Annotated in this window: 8 protein-coding genes and 2 pseudogenes; 6 read left to right on the top strand and 4 right to left on the bottom strand. The window is 66.2% G+C overall.

The annotated features are described in order from the left end of the window. Positions 1-214 precede the first annotated feature (214 nt). The 5 genes from O3W51_RS39915 to O3W51_RS39895 all read left to right on the top strand — a co-directional run bounded on the left by O3W51_RS39915 (position 215) and on the right by O3W51_RS39895 (position 15236). Complete coding sequence (locus O3W51_RS39915) at positions 215-736, top strand: hypothetical protein (protein WP_138358802.1); 522 nt, start codon at positions 215-217, stop codon at positions 734-736. A 248-nt stretch (positions 737-984) separates the two neighbouring features. Then, positions 985-11907 (top strand): LamG-like jellyroll fold domain-containing protein, encoded by a 10923-nt coding sequence (locus O3W51_RS39910; protein WP_138358800.1) that lies wholly within the window; start codon positions 985-987, stop codon positions 11905-11907. 11 nt (positions 11908-11918) lie between these two features. Beyond that, entirely contained in the window at positions 11919-12422 is a 504-nt protein-coding gene (locus tag O3W51_RS39905; protein WP_138358798.1) for an SUKH-4 family immunity protein, read from the top strand. Between the two features lie 318 nt (positions 12423-12740). Further along, entirely contained in the window at positions 12741-13496 is a 756-nt protein-coding gene (locus tag O3W51_RS39900) for a hypothetical protein (RefSeq protein WP_269288726.1), read from the top strand. A gap of 636 nt (positions 13497-14132) precedes the next feature. After that, positions 14133-15236, top strand: coding sequence for a hypothetical protein (locus O3W51_RS39895; protein ID WP_138358794.1), 1104 nt, complete (start codon positions 14133-14135; stop codon positions 15234-15236). 535 nt (positions 15237-15771) lie between these two features. On the opposite strand, the gene O3W51_RS39890 is transcribed toward O3W51_RS39895, so the two are convergent. From O3W51_RS39890 to O3W51_RS39875, 4 genes and pseudogenes are all read right to left on the bottom strand, one after another. After that, positions 15772-15894 (bottom strand): hypothetical protein, encoded by a 123-nt coding sequence (locus tag O3W51_RS39890; RefSeq protein ID WP_269288725.1) that lies wholly within the window; start codon positions 15892-15894, stop codon positions 15772-15774. A 4-nt stretch (positions 15895-15898) separates the two neighbouring features. After that, complete coding sequence (locus O3W51_RS39885; RefSeq protein ID WP_198359498.1) at positions 15899-17107, bottom strand: transposase; 1209 nt, start codon at positions 17105-17107, stop codon at positions 15899-15901. Continuing rightward, positions 17104-17514: a transposase gene (locus O3W51_RS39880; RefSeq protein WP_269288723.1), complete on the bottom strand. Its 411-nt coding sequence runs from the start codon at positions 17512-17514 to the stop codon at positions 17104-17106. Before O3W51_RS39880 ends, O3W51_RS39885 begins: the two co-directional genes overlap by 4 nt. Positions 17515-17687: 173 nt before the next feature. Continuing rightward, positions 17688-18263 (bottom strand): annotated as a pseudogene (locus O3W51_RS39875) (IS3 family transposase); the annotation flags it as partial. Positions 18264-18332: 69 nt separating this feature from the next. Between O3W51_RS39875 and O3W51_RS39870 the strand changes: the two are divergent. Next, positions 18333-19084, top strand: a pseudogene (locus tag O3W51_RS39870) (IS3 family transposase); the annotation flags it as partial. Positions 19085-19212: the final 128 nt, after the last annotated feature.

The raw sequence follows: 19212 nt of genomic DNA, 5'->3' as shown, positions 1-19212 counted from the left end.
AGGCTAGACCGTCGGACACGCCCCGGTTGTCACCACATCGGGAGCGACTGTCCGTCGGGGTGCAGCGCAGTCCCGGGTCGTGCTGTCGGCGGCGGTCGTGCGGGTCAGCAGGTGATACCCGGCGGCGATTACCCGGGTGAGGTCGACGTAGGCTGCGGGGCTCGATGAGCGGGCTGCGTCCTTGGGGTCCGCCGACGTACTTGGGGAGACTGCTGTGAAGGCGTGGATTGGTGCCCATCGAGGCTTGCTGCTGGCGGTGGGTGCGGCAGTGGTGATCACAGCGGCGGTTCTGGTGGCGGTATTGCCGGGTTCGCATCGGGCCGACAGTATTCCTCCGACTCGTGCCCGCGAGTACTCCCAACAGCAGGCGTGTCTGCTCACGTCGGATCGCGGTCTGGCGGACGCGGCGGCGGTGCCGGTGTGGGCCGGGATGCAGGATGCCTCGGCGAAGACGCGGACGCGGGTGATGTATCTGGCGGTGGCAGGGGAGCAGAGCGCCGCCAACGCGGCGCCGTTCCTGGCTTCGCTGGCGCAGCGGCACTGCACCGTGGTGCTGACGGTGGGTGCGGCGCCAGGCGGCGCGGTGGCCATCGACGGGCCGAAGTTCCCCGGGACTCGCTTCGTGATCGTGGGAGGAACGGCGACTGGTTCGAACGTCACCGTCCTGCCGGCTGACTCGCCGAACGCCACACGATCGTCCGTCGCCTCCGCAGTGGAATCGGCGACCCACGGGTGATCAGGCAGTGGTGTGGCCTTGGTGGGACCTTGAAGGGGAGTTGACTGAGCCTTCCGCAAGGTATTGACGGGCTCCTCGCTTGGCAAAGATCTCTCCACGGACAGTTCGGACGCATCGGATATTTTGAGCCGATTGTCCATGGCATGGCAATGGGGAGTCCACGATCCACCCCTGTCTGTGGACTTTCGGTGAGCTCGCTGTGCATGATCGGCAAGTTTTGTGTGCCGATGATCATCTGGAGCTGTGCCGTGCGCGCTCGTCCCTACCGCCGTTCCGCCCGGCGGGTCGCGTTCCATCGCCGTTGGCTGCGCGCCACCGCGATGATTGCGTTCGTCTGCATGGCGCTGGTCTTGACGACGGAACAGGCCGCCGCTGACGGCGCCACGTTGCCGGCGCTGTCGATGCCGAGCCTGTCCTCGCTGACGGCATGGCTCAAGGACCCGCACTGGGGTCGCATACCGAAACAGCAAAGTGGCACCGCGGCCGGGCTCAGTCACCGTGCGAGTGCCGCCTCGACCCGCGCGGGCAAGGGCGCGGGCCGTGCGCCGGGCAAGGGGCACGGAGAACTCGATCCGTACCAGCCGTACGGCAAGGCTGTGAAGCCAGGCCAGAGCCGCACGGTCGGCGGCTTCTCCGCCAAGACCAGCAAGCGCAACGCCGCCACTTCGGATCGCACGTCCACGGTGTACGACAACGCCGACGGCAGTACCAGCCGCCAGCTGTCCCAGACACCCGTCAACTACCGTGACAGCAACGGCACGTGGCAGGCCATCGACACCCGGGTCAAGTCCTCCACCGACGGCCGACTGCACGAAGCCGCCAACTCCCTGGGCGTGGACTTCGCAACCAAGAGCACGGATCCGGCCCTGGCATCCTTCACCGATGGCTCGGGTCACAGCCTGTCCTACGGCCTCCAGGGCGCAGCGCCCGTCACCGGCACCACAACCGGTACCGACGTCACGTACAACAACGCACTCCCGCAGACCGATCTCCACCTGGCGCCGACCGCCCAAGGTCTCAAAGAGGCGATCGTCCTGCACTCCGCGCAGGCCGGGAATTCCTGGATCTTCCCGCTGACGCTCACCGGACTGGTTCCCGTCCAGGCCAAGGACGGCTCCATCGACCTGAAGGACGCGAGCGGCAAAACCGCCGAGCGCATCCCCGCGGCCTACGCCTTCGACTCCAAGGTCGACCCACGCTCAGGCGATCCGGCAACCACCCACGCAGTGACGTACCAGCTGATCCAGCAGGCCGGGCACCCCGCGTTGAAGATTGTCCTTGATGCCGCGTGGCTGAAGGATCCGTCACGGGTCTTCCCGGTCACTGTCGACCCGATCATCACCGACGGCTGGACCACCACCTACGCCGAATCGGGCGCCCCCGGGGACCACTCCTACGAGCAGACCATCAAGGTCGGCTCCTACGACTCCGGTCCGCATTCGGCCGCCTCCTACGTCAACCACTGGTACAGCGGCTTCGACGCCTCCCACGTCACCGTCACCGCAGCGACCCTGCGAGTCTTCAACACCTGGGCCGCGACCTGCACCCCGGAGCGATTCGACGTCGCGCTGGTCACCAGCGCCTGGACGCCCGGTGGTGTGACGTCCTATCCCGGGCCGTCCTACGGTGCCTCGATCGGCAACCTCACCCCGACCGTGAACAACGCGTGCCACAACACCGCCGCCGACCACAGCGTCGGTGACTGGGTGGACGTCCCGCTGACCACCTCCGCCATCCAGGGCTGGATGAACGGCACCACCGCGGACAACGGCCTGGCGATCTACGCCGCGACCAATGACGCGTTGCACTGGAAGCAGTTCGGGTCCTTCGCCGACGCGGCGTTCGGCCCCCGGATCGTCATCACCTACACCGGCAACACACCCCCGCAGATCTACCAGCAGTACCCGAACAACAACGCCACCGCGTACACCACCACCCCCGAACTCACCGCCTGGGGCAGTGGCGCCAACGCCTCGTCCGGCAGTACCAACCAGTACGACTTCCAGGTCTACGACAGCACCAACGCGAAGGTCGCCGATTCAGGCCTGATCGCGGCAGGGGACTGGACGGTCCCCGCGGGGAAACTCACCTGGGGCAAGACCTACTACTGGACCGTCCAGGCCTACGACAGCAGCCTCTACTCGCCCGCCGCGGCCTTCAACGCCCTCAACGTCCAGGTCCCGCAGCCACTGGTGACCTCCGGGCTGTCGCAGAACAGCAGCGACCACGGCTTCGACGCGTCGATCGGCAACTACACCACGTCGGACACCGACGCCTCCATCTCCACCGCCGGCCCGAGCCTGGAAGTGCAGCGGGACTACAACTCGCGTGACCCGCGCTGGACCGGTGCCTTCGGCGCCGGCTGGTCGAGCGTCTTCGACGCCCGCGCGACCGAGCAGTACAACAGCGTGGGCGCGGTCACCGGCACGGTCGTCACCTATCCGGACGGATCCCAGGTCGGCTACGGCAAGAACGGCGACCCCACCTTCTCGCCGCCTTCCGGACGCTTCGCCACCTTCAGGCCCGTCACCGGCGGCTACAGCCTGACCGACAAGAACGACACCACCTACACCTTCACTCAGGCCCTGGGCTCCGGCGGCTACGGCATCACCGCGATCACCGATGCCAACGGCCGCGCCATCACCTACAACTGGTCCGGCGGCCGGATCACGCAGATGACCTCGGCCACCTCCGGGCGAGCCCTGCACCTGACCTGGAACACCCCGCCCGGCGCCGCCGCCGCCCACGTGGCGACGGTCTTCACCGACCCGGTCACCGGCACTGACCAGAACACCGACCAGACCTGGAAGTACGGCTACACCAACGACCAGCTGACATCGGTCTGCGCCCCGAATTCGTACACCGCGTGCACCACCTACGGGTACACCGCCGGTTCGCAGTACCAGAATGCCGCCCAGGATCTGGGCCCGCATTCCTTGTGGCCGCTGTCCGAAGCCTCAGGCAGCACGGCCCAGGACGCGGTCCTCGCCAACCAGGGCACGACCAGTGCCACCTACAGCAACGTCACACTGGGGCAGCCGGGACCGCTGACCGGCGGATCCGCCACCGCGGCGGGCTTCAACGGCACCTCCTCCTCGGTCACGCTGCCCAAGGACTTGGGCAACAACACCGACTCGGGTGCGCTCTCGCTGTGGTTCAAGACCTCCGCAGGCCCCGGCGTGCTGTACTCCTACGCCTCACAGCCCGTCGACGCGGGCAATTCCCCGGGCGCCTACACCCCCTCGGTGTACGTGGGAACCGACGGCAAACTGAAGGCCGAATTCTGGTACAGCGGCGGCATCGCCCCGATCACCACAGCGGCCTCGGTAGCCGACGGCAAGTGGCATCACGTGGTGCTCTCGGCTGCGGGCAACTCCCAGACCCTCTTCCTGGACAGCGCCAAGGTCGGCTCGCTCAGCGGCACGGTCTCGATCCAAAGCGGTGTCGCGTTCGGCAAGAACCAGCCGTACAACTACCTCGGCGCCGGATTCCTCGGCGGGAACTGGCCCGACGAGCCGCACCAGAGTTCCACCGTCAAGACCGGCTACGCCACCTACTTCAACGGCTCCATCGCCGACGCCGCATGGTACGACCGCCCCTTGGTGGCCGCCGACGTGAACGCCCTGTACAAGTCCGCCACGCACAGCGCGAGCCTGCTCACGTCCATCACCCGGCCCTCCGGCAAGTCCTACGCGACGATGACCTACGACCCCGCCACCACCACCCTCACGCAGCTCACCGACGAGAACGGCGGGGTGTGGAAACTTGGCGCGCCGAGCATCACCGGCTCCAGCCAGACCTACCGCGGATCGGTCCTCGGCGGAGCACCGACCACCTACTTCCGTCTCGGGGACACAGCGGGCGCCACCACAGCGGTCGACGAGACCCGCGGCGGTGACGGAACCTACAACGCGGTGACCCTCGGAACGACCGGGCCGTTCAGCGACCAGAAGGCCGCGTCCTTCAACGGCACCAGCTCACGCGTGCAGACACCCGACGTGATCTCCCAGGCCTCCTCAGCCTCCGCCGACCTGTGGTTCTCCACCACACACGGCAACGCGATCCTGCTTGAGCAGCAGGCGGCCGCCATCGGCGGGTCCGTCAGCTCCATGACCCCGTTGCTGTGGGTGGGCTCGGACGGCAAGCTGTACGGCGGCGTCAACACCGTCAGCGGAGCCGTCCAGATGGCCACCGCAGGCACCGTCACCGACGGCAAGTGGCACCACGCGCTGGTCAGCGCCTCCGCCACCAGCCAGACCCTGTACCTGGACGGGACCCAGGCCGCGACGAGGACCACCACCGCGCTGTCCAACGCAGCCCGCACCTACAACTACATCGGCGCGGGCACGACCGGCAGCGGCTGGAACGGCCTGACCGCAGGCACCATCCTGTATTTCAACGGGTCGATCGCCGAGGTCGCGCAGTACCGCACCGCGCTGACCGCCCAGGACGCCGCCGCCCACTTCCAGGCTGCCAAGAACTCCACCGGCCTGCTGCCCGTCGAGACCATCAGCGTCATCTCCCCGGCGAACGCCACCTCGACGTACAAGTACGACGCGGCCAACGGCAACCGCAAACTCTCCGAGACCGACGGACTCGGGAACACCACCACGTTCGGCTACGACACGGGTGGCTTCGAGCACACGGTCCTGGACCCCAACGGGGCGATGACCGTCACCGGACACGATGTGCGCGGCAACGTGGTGTCCACCACGACCTGCCAGAACCAGGCGGCCAACGCCTGCTCCACGCGCTACTACAGCTACTTCCCCGATGACACCAGCCCGCAGTTGACCACCGCGGACCCGCGCAACGACGTCCTGCTGACCGAACGTGACGGCCGTTCCTTCAGCGGGACCGACCCTACGTACCTGACGTCCTTCGGCTATGACACGGCCGGCGACCAGACCACCGTCACCGGGCCCCCGGTGGCCGGTTTCCCCGCAGGCCGTACCGCCACCACTGTCTACAGCGACGGCAGCGCGGCCTACCCGGCCGTGGACAGCGGCAATGTGCCCAAGGGTCTGCCGGTCAGGGCGGTGTCGCCCGGCGGCGCGGTCAACTCCGTGTCCTATTTCCACAACGGTGACGTCGCGTCCACCACCGATGCCGCCGGCCTGGTCACCACCTACGGCTACGACGGCCTGGGCCAGGTGCTCAGCAAGACGGTCCTGTCCGACACCTACCCGGCCGGCCTCGTCACCCGGTACACCTACGACCTGGCCGGACAGGTCACCTTGGAGACCGACCCGCCGCTGGTCGACCGTGTGACCGGTGCCACGCACACCGCCGCTACCACCACGGTCTTCGACGACGACGGCAACGTCACCTCGCAGACCGTGGCCGATGCCGGGGGCGGTGACACCTCCCGTACCGAGACGCAGACCTACGACGCGTACAACCACCTGGCTTCGCAGACCGATGCGAACAGCAACGCCGGCGCTGCCAACGGCGGTACCACAACGTTCGAGTACGACACCGACGGCAACAAGGTCAAGGAAGTGTCCAAGTCGGGCACGATCACGCAGTACACGTACGACGACAACGGCCATCTGCTGACCCAGGGGCTGATGTACACCGGCGACCCGGTCCACCCCAGTGCGCCGACCCTGCTGATCGAATCCTCGCGGGCCTACGATCCGTCCGGCCGGTTGGCCTCGATCACGGACTCGATGGGCAGCACCACCACCTATACGTACACCGACGACGGTCTGACCTCCACCGTTACCAAGAAGAGCTTCGACGGCGCCACCAGCACCCAGCTACAGAGCAACACCTATGACGCCGCCGGGAACCCCCTGTCGCGGACCAGCAACAATGGCGCGACGGTCACCAATTTCGCGGTGGACGCCGCCTCCCGCACCACCAGCACCACCGTTGACCCGACAGGTGTGAACCGGACCACGAGCGTGTCGTACACGCCGGACGACAACGTCGCATCCTCCAACGAGCATGACTCGTCCGGCTGGAACCGCACCACCACCGCCACCTACGACGCGTCGGGCAACACCCTGTCGAAGACTCTGTACGGCGACGCCTCCGGCCACCCGGCGGGCTGGTGGAAACTCGACCAGACCTCCGGCAGCACCGTCACCGACGCCTCCGGCACCGGCAACACCGCCGCACTGGGCAGCGGAGTGACCTGGGCAGGCGGCGCGGCGGCGTTCTCCGGAAGCACCACCGGCACGGGCGGTGCCATCGCCACCAACGCGCCGGTCCTGAACACCACAGCCTCCTACACCGTCTCCGCCTGGGCCAACCTCGCCGACCTCAGCACCTACCGCACGGTCGCAGCACAAGGCGGCACCACCACCTCTTCGTTCTACCTGCAATACAGCAAGGCCTTCGCCGGCTGGGCATTCATCGCCCCCTCCTCGGACTCCGCAACTCCGACCAGCTACTTCTCCGCCCACACCGCGTCCGCGACGGCCAACAGCTGGACCCACCTGGTGGGCGTATTCAACGCCGGCACCGGCGCCATGCAGCTATACGTCAACGGCACCCTCGCCGGAACCGGCACCAACACCGCGCCGTGGACGGGCAACGGTCCGCTGAGCATCGGCGGCGCCCAACAAGCCGGCGGCGCAGCCGCCACCAACGTCGTCAACGGCCAGACCGCCAACGTGCAGACCTACCCGCGCGCCTTGTCGGCGGGCGAAGTCAGCACGCTGTTCGGCAACGGCCGCAACGGCGGGACGGTCGGGTCCTCCAACCAGCAGACCACCAGCTACGTGTACGACAAGCGCGGTCTGCCGCTATCCATGACCGACGCCAACCACAACACCACCAACTACGCCTACGACGAGGCCGGCAACCTGGTGGTCACCACCGCCCCCGCCGTCCAGGTCGAAGCCACCGGCGGTGCTACCTCGGTGACCGCGCGCCCCGTTACCACCAGCGGGTTCAACACCTTCGGCGAGGCCGTCGAGGAGACCGACCCGAACGGCAACCAGACGGCCATCGTGTACGACGCGAACGGAAACAAGGTCTCCCAGACCCTGCCGCCGTACACACCGGCCGGCACCACCACGCCGCTCACCGCGACATCGTTCTGGACCTATGACAGCGACGGCAACCAAATCGCGGCGACCACCCCGAGCGGCCGTACCACCAGCTACCTGTACGACCAGCTCGGTGACGTCGCCCAGGTCACCGGTGCCGACGGAGTCAAGACCCACGCCGTGTACGACACCAACGGCGAGAAGCTGTCGGTCACGGACGGCACCGGCGCCACCACCCAGGCCACCTACGACTACCTGGGACGGCAACTGACCTCCACCACCCTGGAGCGGTTCCCCTCCACCCGCACTCTCACCTCGACCAACTCCTATGCCGTCACCGCGGGGAACCCTTACGGCGCGTTCCTGTCCTCCTCCACCACCCCCGGTGGGGTCACCAGCAGTTACGGCTACAACCGGGCAGGGGATGTCACCGCGTCCACCGACGGAGCGGGGAACACCACCCAGTTCACCTACGACTTCCAGGGCAACCGGCAAAAGACGATCCTGCCCGACGGCACCTGGAGCCAGACGGACTACGACGCCTCCGGCCAGCCGACTACCAGCAAGCAGTACGACGCCACGAGCACCCTGCTGACCCAGACCTCGCAGATCTACGACGGCGTCGGCAATGTCCTGACCTCCACCGACGCCAACGGCCACACCAACCATTTCCTGTACGACGCGGCCGGCACCATCACCCAGCAGATCCAGCCCGTCAACGCCACCACCTCGATCACCACCAGTTTCGGCTACGACGCGAACGGTCAGCGCACCCGGTTCACCGACGGCCGCGGCAACGCCTGGACCTACGGCTACACGCCGTGGGGTCAGCAGCAGTCGGTAACCGCCCCCGCCACCAGCACCTACACCTCGGCTGCGGACTCCACGACCACCTACGCCTACGACGCGGACGGACAGCTGGCCACCGCGACGCAACCGGGCGGCGTCACCACATCGATGACCTACGACAGCGTCGGCCAAGTCCTGTCGGAATCGGGCCAAGGAGCGGAAGCGGCAACCGCGACCCGCACCTTCTCCTACGACAACAACGGCCAGGTGCTGAGCGCCTCGACATCAGAGGCCGGAATCACCGGTGGTCCGGACCACCAGACCTCCACCCAGGAATCCTTCGGCTACGACGACCGAGGCGACCTGCTGACAGCGTCCGGTTCCGCCGGCAGTTCCAACTTCACCTACAACGACGACTCCGCACCTGTGACCCACGTCGACGCGGCAGGAACCACCAGGTACGGGTATGACACGGGTGGCCGTCTTTCCACCCTCAACGACGCCGCCACGGGCACGGATCTGACGTACACCTACAACACGCTCAGCCAGCCGAAGACCGTGAAATACGGCACCAGCGGGCAGACCCGCACCTACAGCTACAACACGGCGCATCAACTGACCGGCGACACCCTGGTACAGGGCGCGTCCACCCTCGCCGGCATGACCTACGGCTACGACAACGCCGGCAATCTCACCTCCAAGACCACCACGGGCGTCGCCGGAGCATCGGCCAACACCTACAGCTACGACTGGGCGAACCGCCTCAGTTCATGGAACAACGGCACCACGGCCACCAACTACTCCTACGACGCCTCCGGCAACCGGACCCAGGTCGGCGCGGACGTCTACACCTACGACGCACGCGACCAGCTGACCTCCGACGGAACGCACACCTACACCTACTCCGCCCGCGGCACCATGACCTCGGACGCCTCCACCGCCGGCGGTACCGTCGCCTACGGAACGGACGCCTACGGCGGACAGATCACCGCGGGCACCCACTCCTACACCCTGGACGCGACCGGCCGGAACATCTCCGACGCGGAGAGCGTGCAGCACTCCACCCGCACCTTCCAGTACTCCGGCGCCACCAACACCATCGCCTCGGACGGCAACTACACCTACAGCTACGATCCCGGCGGCTCGTTGACCGGCATCAACGTGGTGGGATCCGCCTCCACCAGCACCGGAGTCCTCGCGCTGACCGACCAGCACAGCGACGTGGTCGGCACCTTCACCTCCGGTGCCACCACGCTGGGCGGCTCTGCCAGTTACGACCCGCTCGGCAAGGTCACCGGCAACGGCGCCCTGTTCGGACACCTGGGCTTCCAGTCCGGCTGGACCGAATCCGACACCGGCAAAGTCGCCACCGCCTCGCGCTGGTACAACCCGGCGACCGGCACCTTCATGAACAAGGACAGCGTCTCGCTGAACCCGGTACCGAACTCGGTATCAGCCAACCCCTTCGCCTACGTCAACGACAACCCGATGGCCGGCGCGGACCCCTCCGGTCAGTGCTCCTGGTACGACGCGGTCTGTGGCGCGAAGAAGGCCTACCACGCGGTCGCCAGCAACGTCTCGTCCGGTGCCAGTTACGTCACCGATGCGGCCGAACGCGCCTACGAACACGCCAGCCACAACGCCGCAGCTGCCTATCACTACACGGCCGCCAAGGTGAAGGCCGTCGTCTCCTCCGCCAAAAGCGTCTACAACCGCGCGAAGACCAGGGTCCAGGACGCCTACCGCTCCACCATGCGGCGCGCCCGCCGGGTCTACAACTACGCAGCCCGACGCGTCAAACGCGGATACCAGGCCGCCGTCCACGCGGTCCACTCCGCCCACCACGCGATATCCCGCGCCGTGACGAGAGCAAAGGCCGCGGTCAAACGTCGGGCCTCACAGGTAGCGTCGGCAACCCGGACCGCCTACCACGCCACGGTCAAGGCGGCGAAAACCGCAGGCACGTACGTCAAGCACCACGCAGCGGCCATCACCTCGTTCGTGGTGTCCACCGCGGTGTTCGCGGGCTGCGAGGCAGCCACCTGGGGAGTTGGAACCATCGGTTGCGCGGCCTTGGCCGGTGCCGCGGGATCACTGGTGGAACAGGGCTTCGCCTGCGCTGAACAGGGCGGTGGAGCATGCAGCGTCGGCGCCTTCGGAGCGGCCGCGGTCACCGGCGCCGTCGCCGGGGCCCTGGGCGGCGCGCTCGGCGCGCTGGGCGGCAAGATCCTGGCCAAGATCGCGCCCAAGGCGATGAAGGCCGTTGGCGGCCTCTTCGGCAAGGGAGCCACCGAGGCGGAGGAAACCGCCGCCACCGATGCCACCAGCCAAGCCACCAGCAAGGCGGAGGCCAAGGGTGCCGGGTCCCGTAGCGAATCCGGCGGCTGCAAGGGGAAGGGGGTGCCGCACAGTTTCACCGGCAGCACCCGCGTCCTGATGGCCGGCGGCACCACCAAGGCGATCGACCAGATCAAGGTCGGCGACACCATCGCCAACGCCGTCCCGGGCCAAACCGGCACCCAGGCCCACACCGTCACCGCGGTCATCGTCACCACCACCGACCACGACTTCGTGGACGTCGGCATCAAGCGCTCCACCGGCTCCGCCACTAAGGCTGTCCTCAAGAGCGCCGCGAAGAAGACCGCTGTCGGCCTCGCCGCCTCCGCAGCCCTGTTCACCATTCTCAGCGCGACTCACACGGCAGCCGACAAGCACGACCTGTCAGCGACCGCTCCCGTGGCCGCCCAGGTGAGCACCCAGCCCAGCGATCACCTCACGACCACCTTCCACCACCCCTTCTACGACGAGACCCAGGCTTCGTTCACCGACGCCAAGGACCTCCACCCCGGCGACGTCCTCCAAACCCCGACGGGCACCGCCGAAGTCACCGACGTCCGCCTCTACCACGCCAACACCACCACCTACGACCTCACCATCGGCGACCTCCACACGTACTATGTGCTGGCAGGACAGACGCCGGTACTCGTACACAACTGCGGAGACATTGGACAACAAGTCGAGCACGGTTCAACTGAGTTGAGTCGCGCTACGGCGTTTCAGCGCTTGCTTGACAATAACCGAGGAAATCTGTACGGAGCAGCGAGGCTCCGAGATGGAAATATCATCGCGGCTCATTCTGATGACGCGGGTCACGCCGAAGAATACCTTGTACAAAAAGCAGGGGGCGGAAGCAACATTGCCGAGATGTATACCGAGTACGGAATGTGCCCAAGGTGTCAAGGGCCCGGCGGGAAGCGCGCTGTTCTTTCCTCGCTCCCTGCCGATGTACAGTTGACCTACTCAATCCCGTTCGCAAACCCGGCCAGTAGGACGGCGGCAAGAACCGCCCTGCGCGGGGTAATTAAATCGATCTTTGGATAAGAAAGGCTGTGATGTTCATGGCGCCGCACCTTAAATTCTCTAAGTACCCTGACGGCGTGCCGTCAGCGGTGACACCTGAGGTGCGGCGCTTTTTGGAAGATCATGGGGTTCCGCAGGCTGTCCTCACTATCTTTCGCGCAGTTGACGGGCCGTTTGTTCCTTCATGTGCGGGTCTCGGGTATAGCGTCAACGGCGTCACCATCGGCTACTCTCGTGAAGATGATGAAATCTGCATCAGCTCAGACACCGGGCAGGTGCTGCTTTTGGCCTCCTGGAGCCCCGCGGCACCTCTGGTTGTAAATCGAGACATTGCCGCTTTTGTCGATTCCTTGGCCATGCTGAATGGAATGCTCCCACTGTATGGGATCGATAGAGATCTGGATGTATCTGAAGCGGCAGCAGATCGGCTCCGCTTCGAACTCCGGCGCCTTGATGCGACCTCCACGGAAGATCCGAACGGTTTTTGGAGCGCTTTCCTTGATGATGTGGCAGTCGGCGACTACCCGGGCAAGTGACGGTGTCCCTTTCCGTGTAGCAGGCTGGTGGCCAGTGGAGATCTCGGTGATCCTCGAAATGGTTGGTAAGAGGCAAGTCGAGAGAGCGAATAGTCTCCGCAGTCGACATATCTCGGCTGGATTCCCAAATCGCCATCGCGCCATGTGAAGAGGCCCCACCGGATGCATTCCGGTGGGGCCTCTGGGGCGTCTGACGGCAGTGGTTGACGGCAACGTCAGCGGACGGGTGCTGCACAAAGTGGCGGGTCTTCTCCGTCGTCGGACTGGCTGCCGGTCTTGGTGGGGGCGGTTCCGGAAGCTAGGAGGAGGTGCAGTCGAATGAAGATGGCGGCGGTCGAATTCACTCTTGACAATGGAATCCTGGTGATCGGAGACGACAGTGCTTTCCCTGAGGCCTACAATTTGTCGATCGAGACGCTGCCCGCGGTTGAGGACAGGCTCATCGCGATCTCGTGCCGACAGCAAATCGCTCCGATCAGAGTTGAGCTGTGGCGCAATTGGGCGCCAATGAGCCATTGCATCATCTCCGCGAATTTTATGCTTTCCGGTGGAATGCTCGCACTTGGCGAATGCTTTGGTCGACCATTGTTCCGATGGCCTGCCTCCTCCCCAGGTTCCAGCCTCCAGCTTGATGTCTACGCAGATGACGAAGTCGAGGCGTCGTTGATTTCGGTGGTGGTCCAGCCGAATAAGCGAGCGGCGCAATCATCGTGTCGACGGTCGGAGCTCCTTGAACAATTGGATCAAGTTGATGACATCAGCAGGATTGACGTCATCCTGGCGGAGCGCTCATTTCCTGTTGTGCGCTTGAGTGCGGCATTTCGTGTGATTCGCCGAGCGATGGAAGGCGATGCTTCCATCCATCGAATCAGATATGCAATAGAGGCGACGGTGGAATGGATGCGCTGGCTTCGAAGGGAAATGTCAAAGACTGAAGTTGCCTGGGTTCCACCTCTATTTGATGAGCTGGCACGGTCTCAGATGCCAGCTGAAAGCGCTGCCCGTGTGCTTATCGATCGGCTAGCTGATTCGCTTGCGATGTCCACGAGTGAGCTCCTGGACGCACGTTGGTGATCGCTTCCAGACTCCTTGCCAGGTCCGGCGAGCACACCTAGCGCCCCGTGCGCCTCTGACGACCAGATGGGCGACACCTCAGAGGGCTTGGGCCTTCGTGCCAGTCAGCCTCCCGCTCACCGAGTTCGGGCAGCACTTGTTGATCGCATAGCCGAACAATGTCGCGCGAACTGGTACCGGTGGGCAGGGGCCGGTCACATCGGGAGGGCGAACAGACACACTAGCTCTGAAGGCCAGTACGTGTTGTCGCGTAGGGGCCCGGCCGACGCCGTCGCGCGCCTCCTGGAGGACACGCTGCGCCGGGACGCGGACTGGTTCGCCCGGTGGGAATGTGATTTCGACGGGGTGTACACCGCGTCAGATGACCCCGGTCAGGTCGTCGTTCTACCACCTCCCGCGCGCCGCGATCGACAACGACTACGTCTGGCTGCAGTTCGGGGAGCGGCCTTGGCTGCAGTTCGGCATGCGGCTGCCCGTCACCGCCATCGAGCCGGCCTTCCGTCCGCGCTGGACGACGCCTGCGTCACACGCGCGACAGCACAGCGCTGCGCGAACTTCTCACCTCCGCCGGATTCGAAATCGATCCTGCGGCCCCTGCCCGTTCCTGAGCATCATCCCCCAAGAAGAGGCGTCAGCATGGATCTTCTCTCCGCCGTCGGCGGTGGCACCGGCATCATGGTTCTGGCCGCGATATCGTCCTACCGCAAGACGCGCAAGGCCCGTCGGCCGGCACAGCCGGCCGACAGCAACCGATCGATCGACCCGGCGGCCTACGGCATGGTCCCTATCGGCCGAGTAGACACCACCAGGGCCGCAGCAGGTTCCGAAGGCGAAGCCGTAGCCGCGGCGGCGCTGGGCGGCGACTGGCGCACCGCTTCCGCGTACCTCCATTCGGCGGGCACCAATTGGGATCTGCGGTGGCACAGGCTCGGCTATCTCGCCGAGGCCGCCGCGCAGGATGACAGCTGGGTACGTGCCTGGCAGGCCGAACAGCCGTATGATCCCGGCGCCGCTTTGGTACATGCGGACGGGCTGATCTCCCTGGCCGGCAACCTGCGGGGAAGCCAGAACGCCAGGCATACTTCCCACGAACAATTCGAGGCATTCCACCGAGTCCTCGCGCAAGCCCGGCACGCATGCGACCGTGCCGTCGAGCTCGCTCCCGCAGACCCCACGCCGTACGTCGCCCAGCTCTCCGTCGCACGCGGACTCGGCTGGTCGCATGAGGAGTTCCGCGCACTCTGGACTGAGATCGTCACCCGGGACCCGTACCACTTCGGCGCACACACCTCGGCGCTGCAGTACTGGTGCGCCAAATGGCAAGGCTCTCATGAGCTCATGCACGGCTTCGCACAGCGCGCGGCCGCCTCGGCCCCTCACGGGGACCTGCTGGCGACCCTGCCGATTTTCGCGTTCTTCGAGCAGAAATACCGGGACGGGAACGAGGACATCTACGCACTGCCGACCACCGCGCCTGCCGTGGACGCCGCTTTGCGCGCGGTGGCGAACGCGTCCCCCGGTCACTACCGACTTCCGGCGATCAGGCACATGCTGGCGTACACACTGGAGAGCTCTGGGCGAAACGCCGAGGCCGTCGTTCAGTTCCAACTCATCGGCGGATTCGCGGGAGGCGCACCCTGGAGCTACTTTGGCGAGCCGCTCAAGGTGTTCGCCGCCACGCGGGCCCGCGCCGTCGTGGGTTGGGAAGACGCCGGCCGACCAGCCGTAGCGGCGCTCTGACCCACCGCGATACGGCCATCGGCTGCGGGCCCGGCGCTGGGTGGCCCCGCGCTGGTCCCCGTGGGTCCCTGGTTCGACGCGTTGTCGGGGCTGAATGCTGCGGTGTCGCAGTGGGCGGTGTCACGCGGCGTGGATGTGCTGCTGACGGGCCTGGGGGCGGATGAGCTGTTGGGCGTGCCGTGCTACGCCGCGGCTCAGATCGCCCGCCGCCACGGCCCCGGGCTATTCGGGGAGGCGCTGGCCCTCGCGGCGCACCTCTGCTGCGTAGTGGGCTGGTCTGGTATGGGCCCGTCTTCACGGAATCGAGCGCTGGGATACGGGAGTCCTCGGATTTGGCGCCGAACCTGAACAGATTCGAGCCGGCTGGTCCGCTTCCTTCGTTCAGTGACCGGTCCATCGACTTTGTGGTCGAGCATGGCCGAGCCGTGGATCTATCGAGGACAAAGCCTCTCGCCAGCCGGGTGGTCCGGGGGGTCTGCCGCACGATCGGGTGACGTCTTGACCTGCCCCACGGTTTGGGTTCCAGCTGTGGTGGCTAACTGGCGGCGGGGATGGTGTCTTGTTCGGAGAGTAGTTCGTACTCGATCGGGGTGCGGTAGCCCAGAGCTGAGTGGCGCCGCTGTCGGTTGTAGAAGATCTCGATGACCCTGTTGCCCAATTGCTTATGCGGCGAGGTCCAGGGCAGCGAGGTGGGATGTCCGAGTGGGGGCGAGTGGTTGTCCGGTCCACCGGGCGTCGAGTCGGAGCAGGTTGACGGCGGTGGCCGTGAGGATGTGCGCGAGGGCGGTCTTCCCCAGTCCCGTGTAGCGGGTTCTGCGTCCGCCGATGGCTGTGACCGCCTGGTGGATTGTGCCCTCAATGCCGGAGCGGATCGCGTAGACGGCCTTCCATTCCTCAGTGGTCTGCTCGGCTCGAACACGTTCGAGGACGGCGTCTTGATCTTGTGGGCGGACGGTCAGCTGCCGGCCGTAGCGTGTCGAGTTGGTGCACTGCCCGCGGGAGGGGCAAGACGCGCAGGTCTCGGTGGCGAAGCGGATGCGGATCGCGGGTCGCTGATTGTTGTCGAGTCCCTCGGTCCAGTAGCGGCTGTGGGCGCCGGCGGGGCAGATTGCCCGGCGAGCGTCCCAGTCGATGGTGAAGGATGCCTTGTCATAGCCGGTTCCTTGGACGGTGCGGCGGGTCATGGGCCGGACCGGGCCGATGACGCGGACGCCTCGATGGTTGGGCGCTGTGAGCAGGAGTTCCGCGGAGATGTAGCCGGCGTCCATCAGGTGTTCGCCCGGCAGCAGGCCCTTGGTCTCGAGCTGGTCGTGGATCTCGTCGACGACCACGGGGTCGCCGACCGTGGCGTCCGTGGTCACCACATGGGTGATGAGGTGCCGTCGGCCGGTCTCCTTGGCGTCGCAGGTCTCGGTGAAGTGGACCTTGTAGCCGTCCCAGGCCGAGCCGCACTTGACGGCGTTACGGGAGTCGGGGTCGTAGGGCGAGGTGATGCGTGCTCTGCTGGGCGGGAGCTCGTCCTTCCCCCGCCAAGCCACCTCCTGCACTCCGTCCGTGATTATGCGCTGGAACTGCTGGAGCCATACGGTCCGCAGGATGCCGACGGCCGGGACCTGCCGCAGCCAGGCCGGGGCACTGGCCGCGAAGGCCGCTTCGAGAAACTGGTAGCCGTCGGCCGCGATGCGCCAGGTCAGTTGGGTTCGCTCGCTCTCGTCGCTGGGCAGTCGGTAGGAGTCGACTCGGGCTCCGTATTTTTCCTGCCAGCCTTGGGGCATCCAGGAGGTGAGCCACTGGGGTGCTGCGACGGCAACTGCCTCCAGGGCGGCCCGCAGGGTCTCGCCGACGAACTCCAGGCGGTTGAGATCCCTCACCGCGGCGAGGATATGGGTGGAGCCGTGCGCTGCCGGCCCCGGCCTGACACGAGTCCCAGCTCGTTGAGGCGTTTCAGCAGCAGGTCCAGGATCTTCTCTTCCAGCCCGTGGGCCAGGAGCCGGTCGCGGAAGCCCGTCAGTACGGTGAAGTCGAAGCCGGGGTCGGCCAGTTCGAGGCCGAGCAGGTACTTCCAGTCGATTCTCGCTCGTACTGCGTGGGCGGCCTGGCGGTCCGTCAGGTTCTCCGCGAACTGCAGCACGCTGACCAACGCCAGCTGCCCCGGGGCAACACCAGGATGACCACGCACGCCGAAGGCGGACCTGAAGATCTCGTCGTCGAACAGCGGACCAAGCGCGTCCCGCACCCGCATCGCCAGACAGCTCTTTGGAAACGCAGCCCATGCCACCAGCCGCGTCCCCTCAGGAACCTCCCGACCGGCGCCCGACCTCATTGACACCCGACCCTCCGCCCCAAGATCGAATCACAGGCTTGCTCCCCAAGCCCCACCTCAGAGTCCGCCCCTCGATCACTCGCCACGACCGAGATCAAAGGCATTCACCCAATTGGGCAACAGGGTCTCTCGATGTACTCGAAGATTGCGTTCGCCAACTCGACCCGGGTCTTCCACCGTTTGCGGTTCAACAGCTCGATCTGCATTGAGGACCAGAACGACTCCATCATCGCGTTGTCCAGGCCGTCTCCGACGGTGCCGAACGATGGCAGGAGCCCGGCGGAGCGGATCCTTTCCCCGAAGACCCAGGAGGTGAACTGGGCGCCGTGATCGGCGTGAACTATCCCGCCTGGTTCGGGGCGTCGGTTGCGGAGGGCCATGTCCAACGCGTTGACCACGAGGGTGGAGTCCTGTCTGGAGTCGATCGACCAGCCCACGATCTTGCGGCTGAACGCGTCCAGGACCGCCGCCGCGCAGTACACCCACCCTTCTCTGGTGCGGTGTTGCGTGATGTCGGTGACCCACAGCTCGTTGGGACGCAGCCGATGGAACTTCCGGTTGACCAGGTCATCGGCGGTGACGACACTCCGCAGGCGCTTGATCCGTACCGGGCCGGGCAGTCCGTGGATCCCGGCCTGTGTCATCAGCACCGACACGGTCCTCGAGCACACCTGGATGCCCATGCCCAGGGTGAGCTCGGCGTGGGGCGTTTCCCCTTGATCGAGGACACCCTGATCATTGGATCGTGAAGATCCATAGGACAGGAGTTCCCGTTGGGGACGTCGAAGTACACCCCTGAGTTCCGGGCCGATGCCGTCGCGCTGTACCGCGCGAGCCCGGGACGTACGTATGCCTCGGTGGCCAAGGACCTGGGCATCAACCACGAGACGCTGCGGGTCTGGGTGCGTGAGGCCGAGCAGGCCGCCGTGCCCGGGACCGCCGAGGCCACCGCCCTGGCCAGGGAGAACAAGCAGCTCAAGGCCCGGATCAGGGAACTCGAGCTCGAGCGGGAGATCCTGCACCGGGCGGCCAAGTATTTCGCGGGCGAGACGAACTGGTGATCCGCTTCCAGTTCGTTGCCGACCACCACGACGCCTACGGCGTGAAGCGGCTGTGCACCCTCCTGGCCGTCTCCCGCTCCGGTTTCTACCGCTGGCGCGAAGCCGGCTCGGCCCGGGCCGAGCGCGAACGCGCCGACCAGGTCCTCACCGAGCGCATCGCCGAGATCCACCGGGAGTCCGACAGCACCTACGGCAGTCCCAGGATCACCGCCGAGCTGCGGGACGAGGGCCCACCGGTCAACCACAAACGCGTCGAGCGACTGATGCGCCGGTCCGGCATCGTCGGGGTGCACCTGCGCAAGAAGGTCCGCACCACGGTTCCCGCACCCGACGCGACGCCGGTGCCGGACCTGCTCCAGCGGGACTTCACCGCCACCGCACCGAACCAGAAGTACGTCGGCGACATCACCTACCTCCCCATCGGCGACGGACAATTCCTTTACCTGGCAACGGTGCTGGACCTGCTGTCGGCGTACTACCTAACCTCCCCAACCGCGTACGGATGAACGTCCCCAGCTATGTCGTGTGCGGGAGCACGGCTGCGTCAGCCCCTGACGATGCAGAAGGGATGCCCGGCCGGATCAGTGAGGAC

It is taken from the genome of Streptomyces sp. H39-C1 (genome assembly GCF_027158125.1).
Classification (GTDB): domain Bacteria; phylum Actinomycetota; class Actinomycetes; order Streptomycetales; family Streptomycetaceae; genus Actinacidiphila; species Actinacidiphila fildesensis.
Note: the sequence above shows the minus strand (reverse complement) of the source record. Positions and strands in the feature narration are given on the sequence as shown.

Excerpts from the sequence above, each read along its gene's own strand:
- O3W51_RS39905 (WP_138358798.1), top strand. The coding sequence starts at position 11,919 with ATGTTCATGGCGCCGCACCTTAAATTCTCTAAGTACCCTGACGGCGTG.
- O3W51_RS39900 (WP_269288726.1), top strand. The coding sequence starts at position 12,741 with ATGAAGATGGCGGCGGTCGAATTCACTCTTGACAATGGAATCCTGGTG.
- O3W51_RS39895 (WP_138358794.1), top strand. The coding sequence starts at position 14,133 with ATGGATCTTCTCTCCGCCGTCGGCGGTGGCACCGGCATCATGGTTCTG.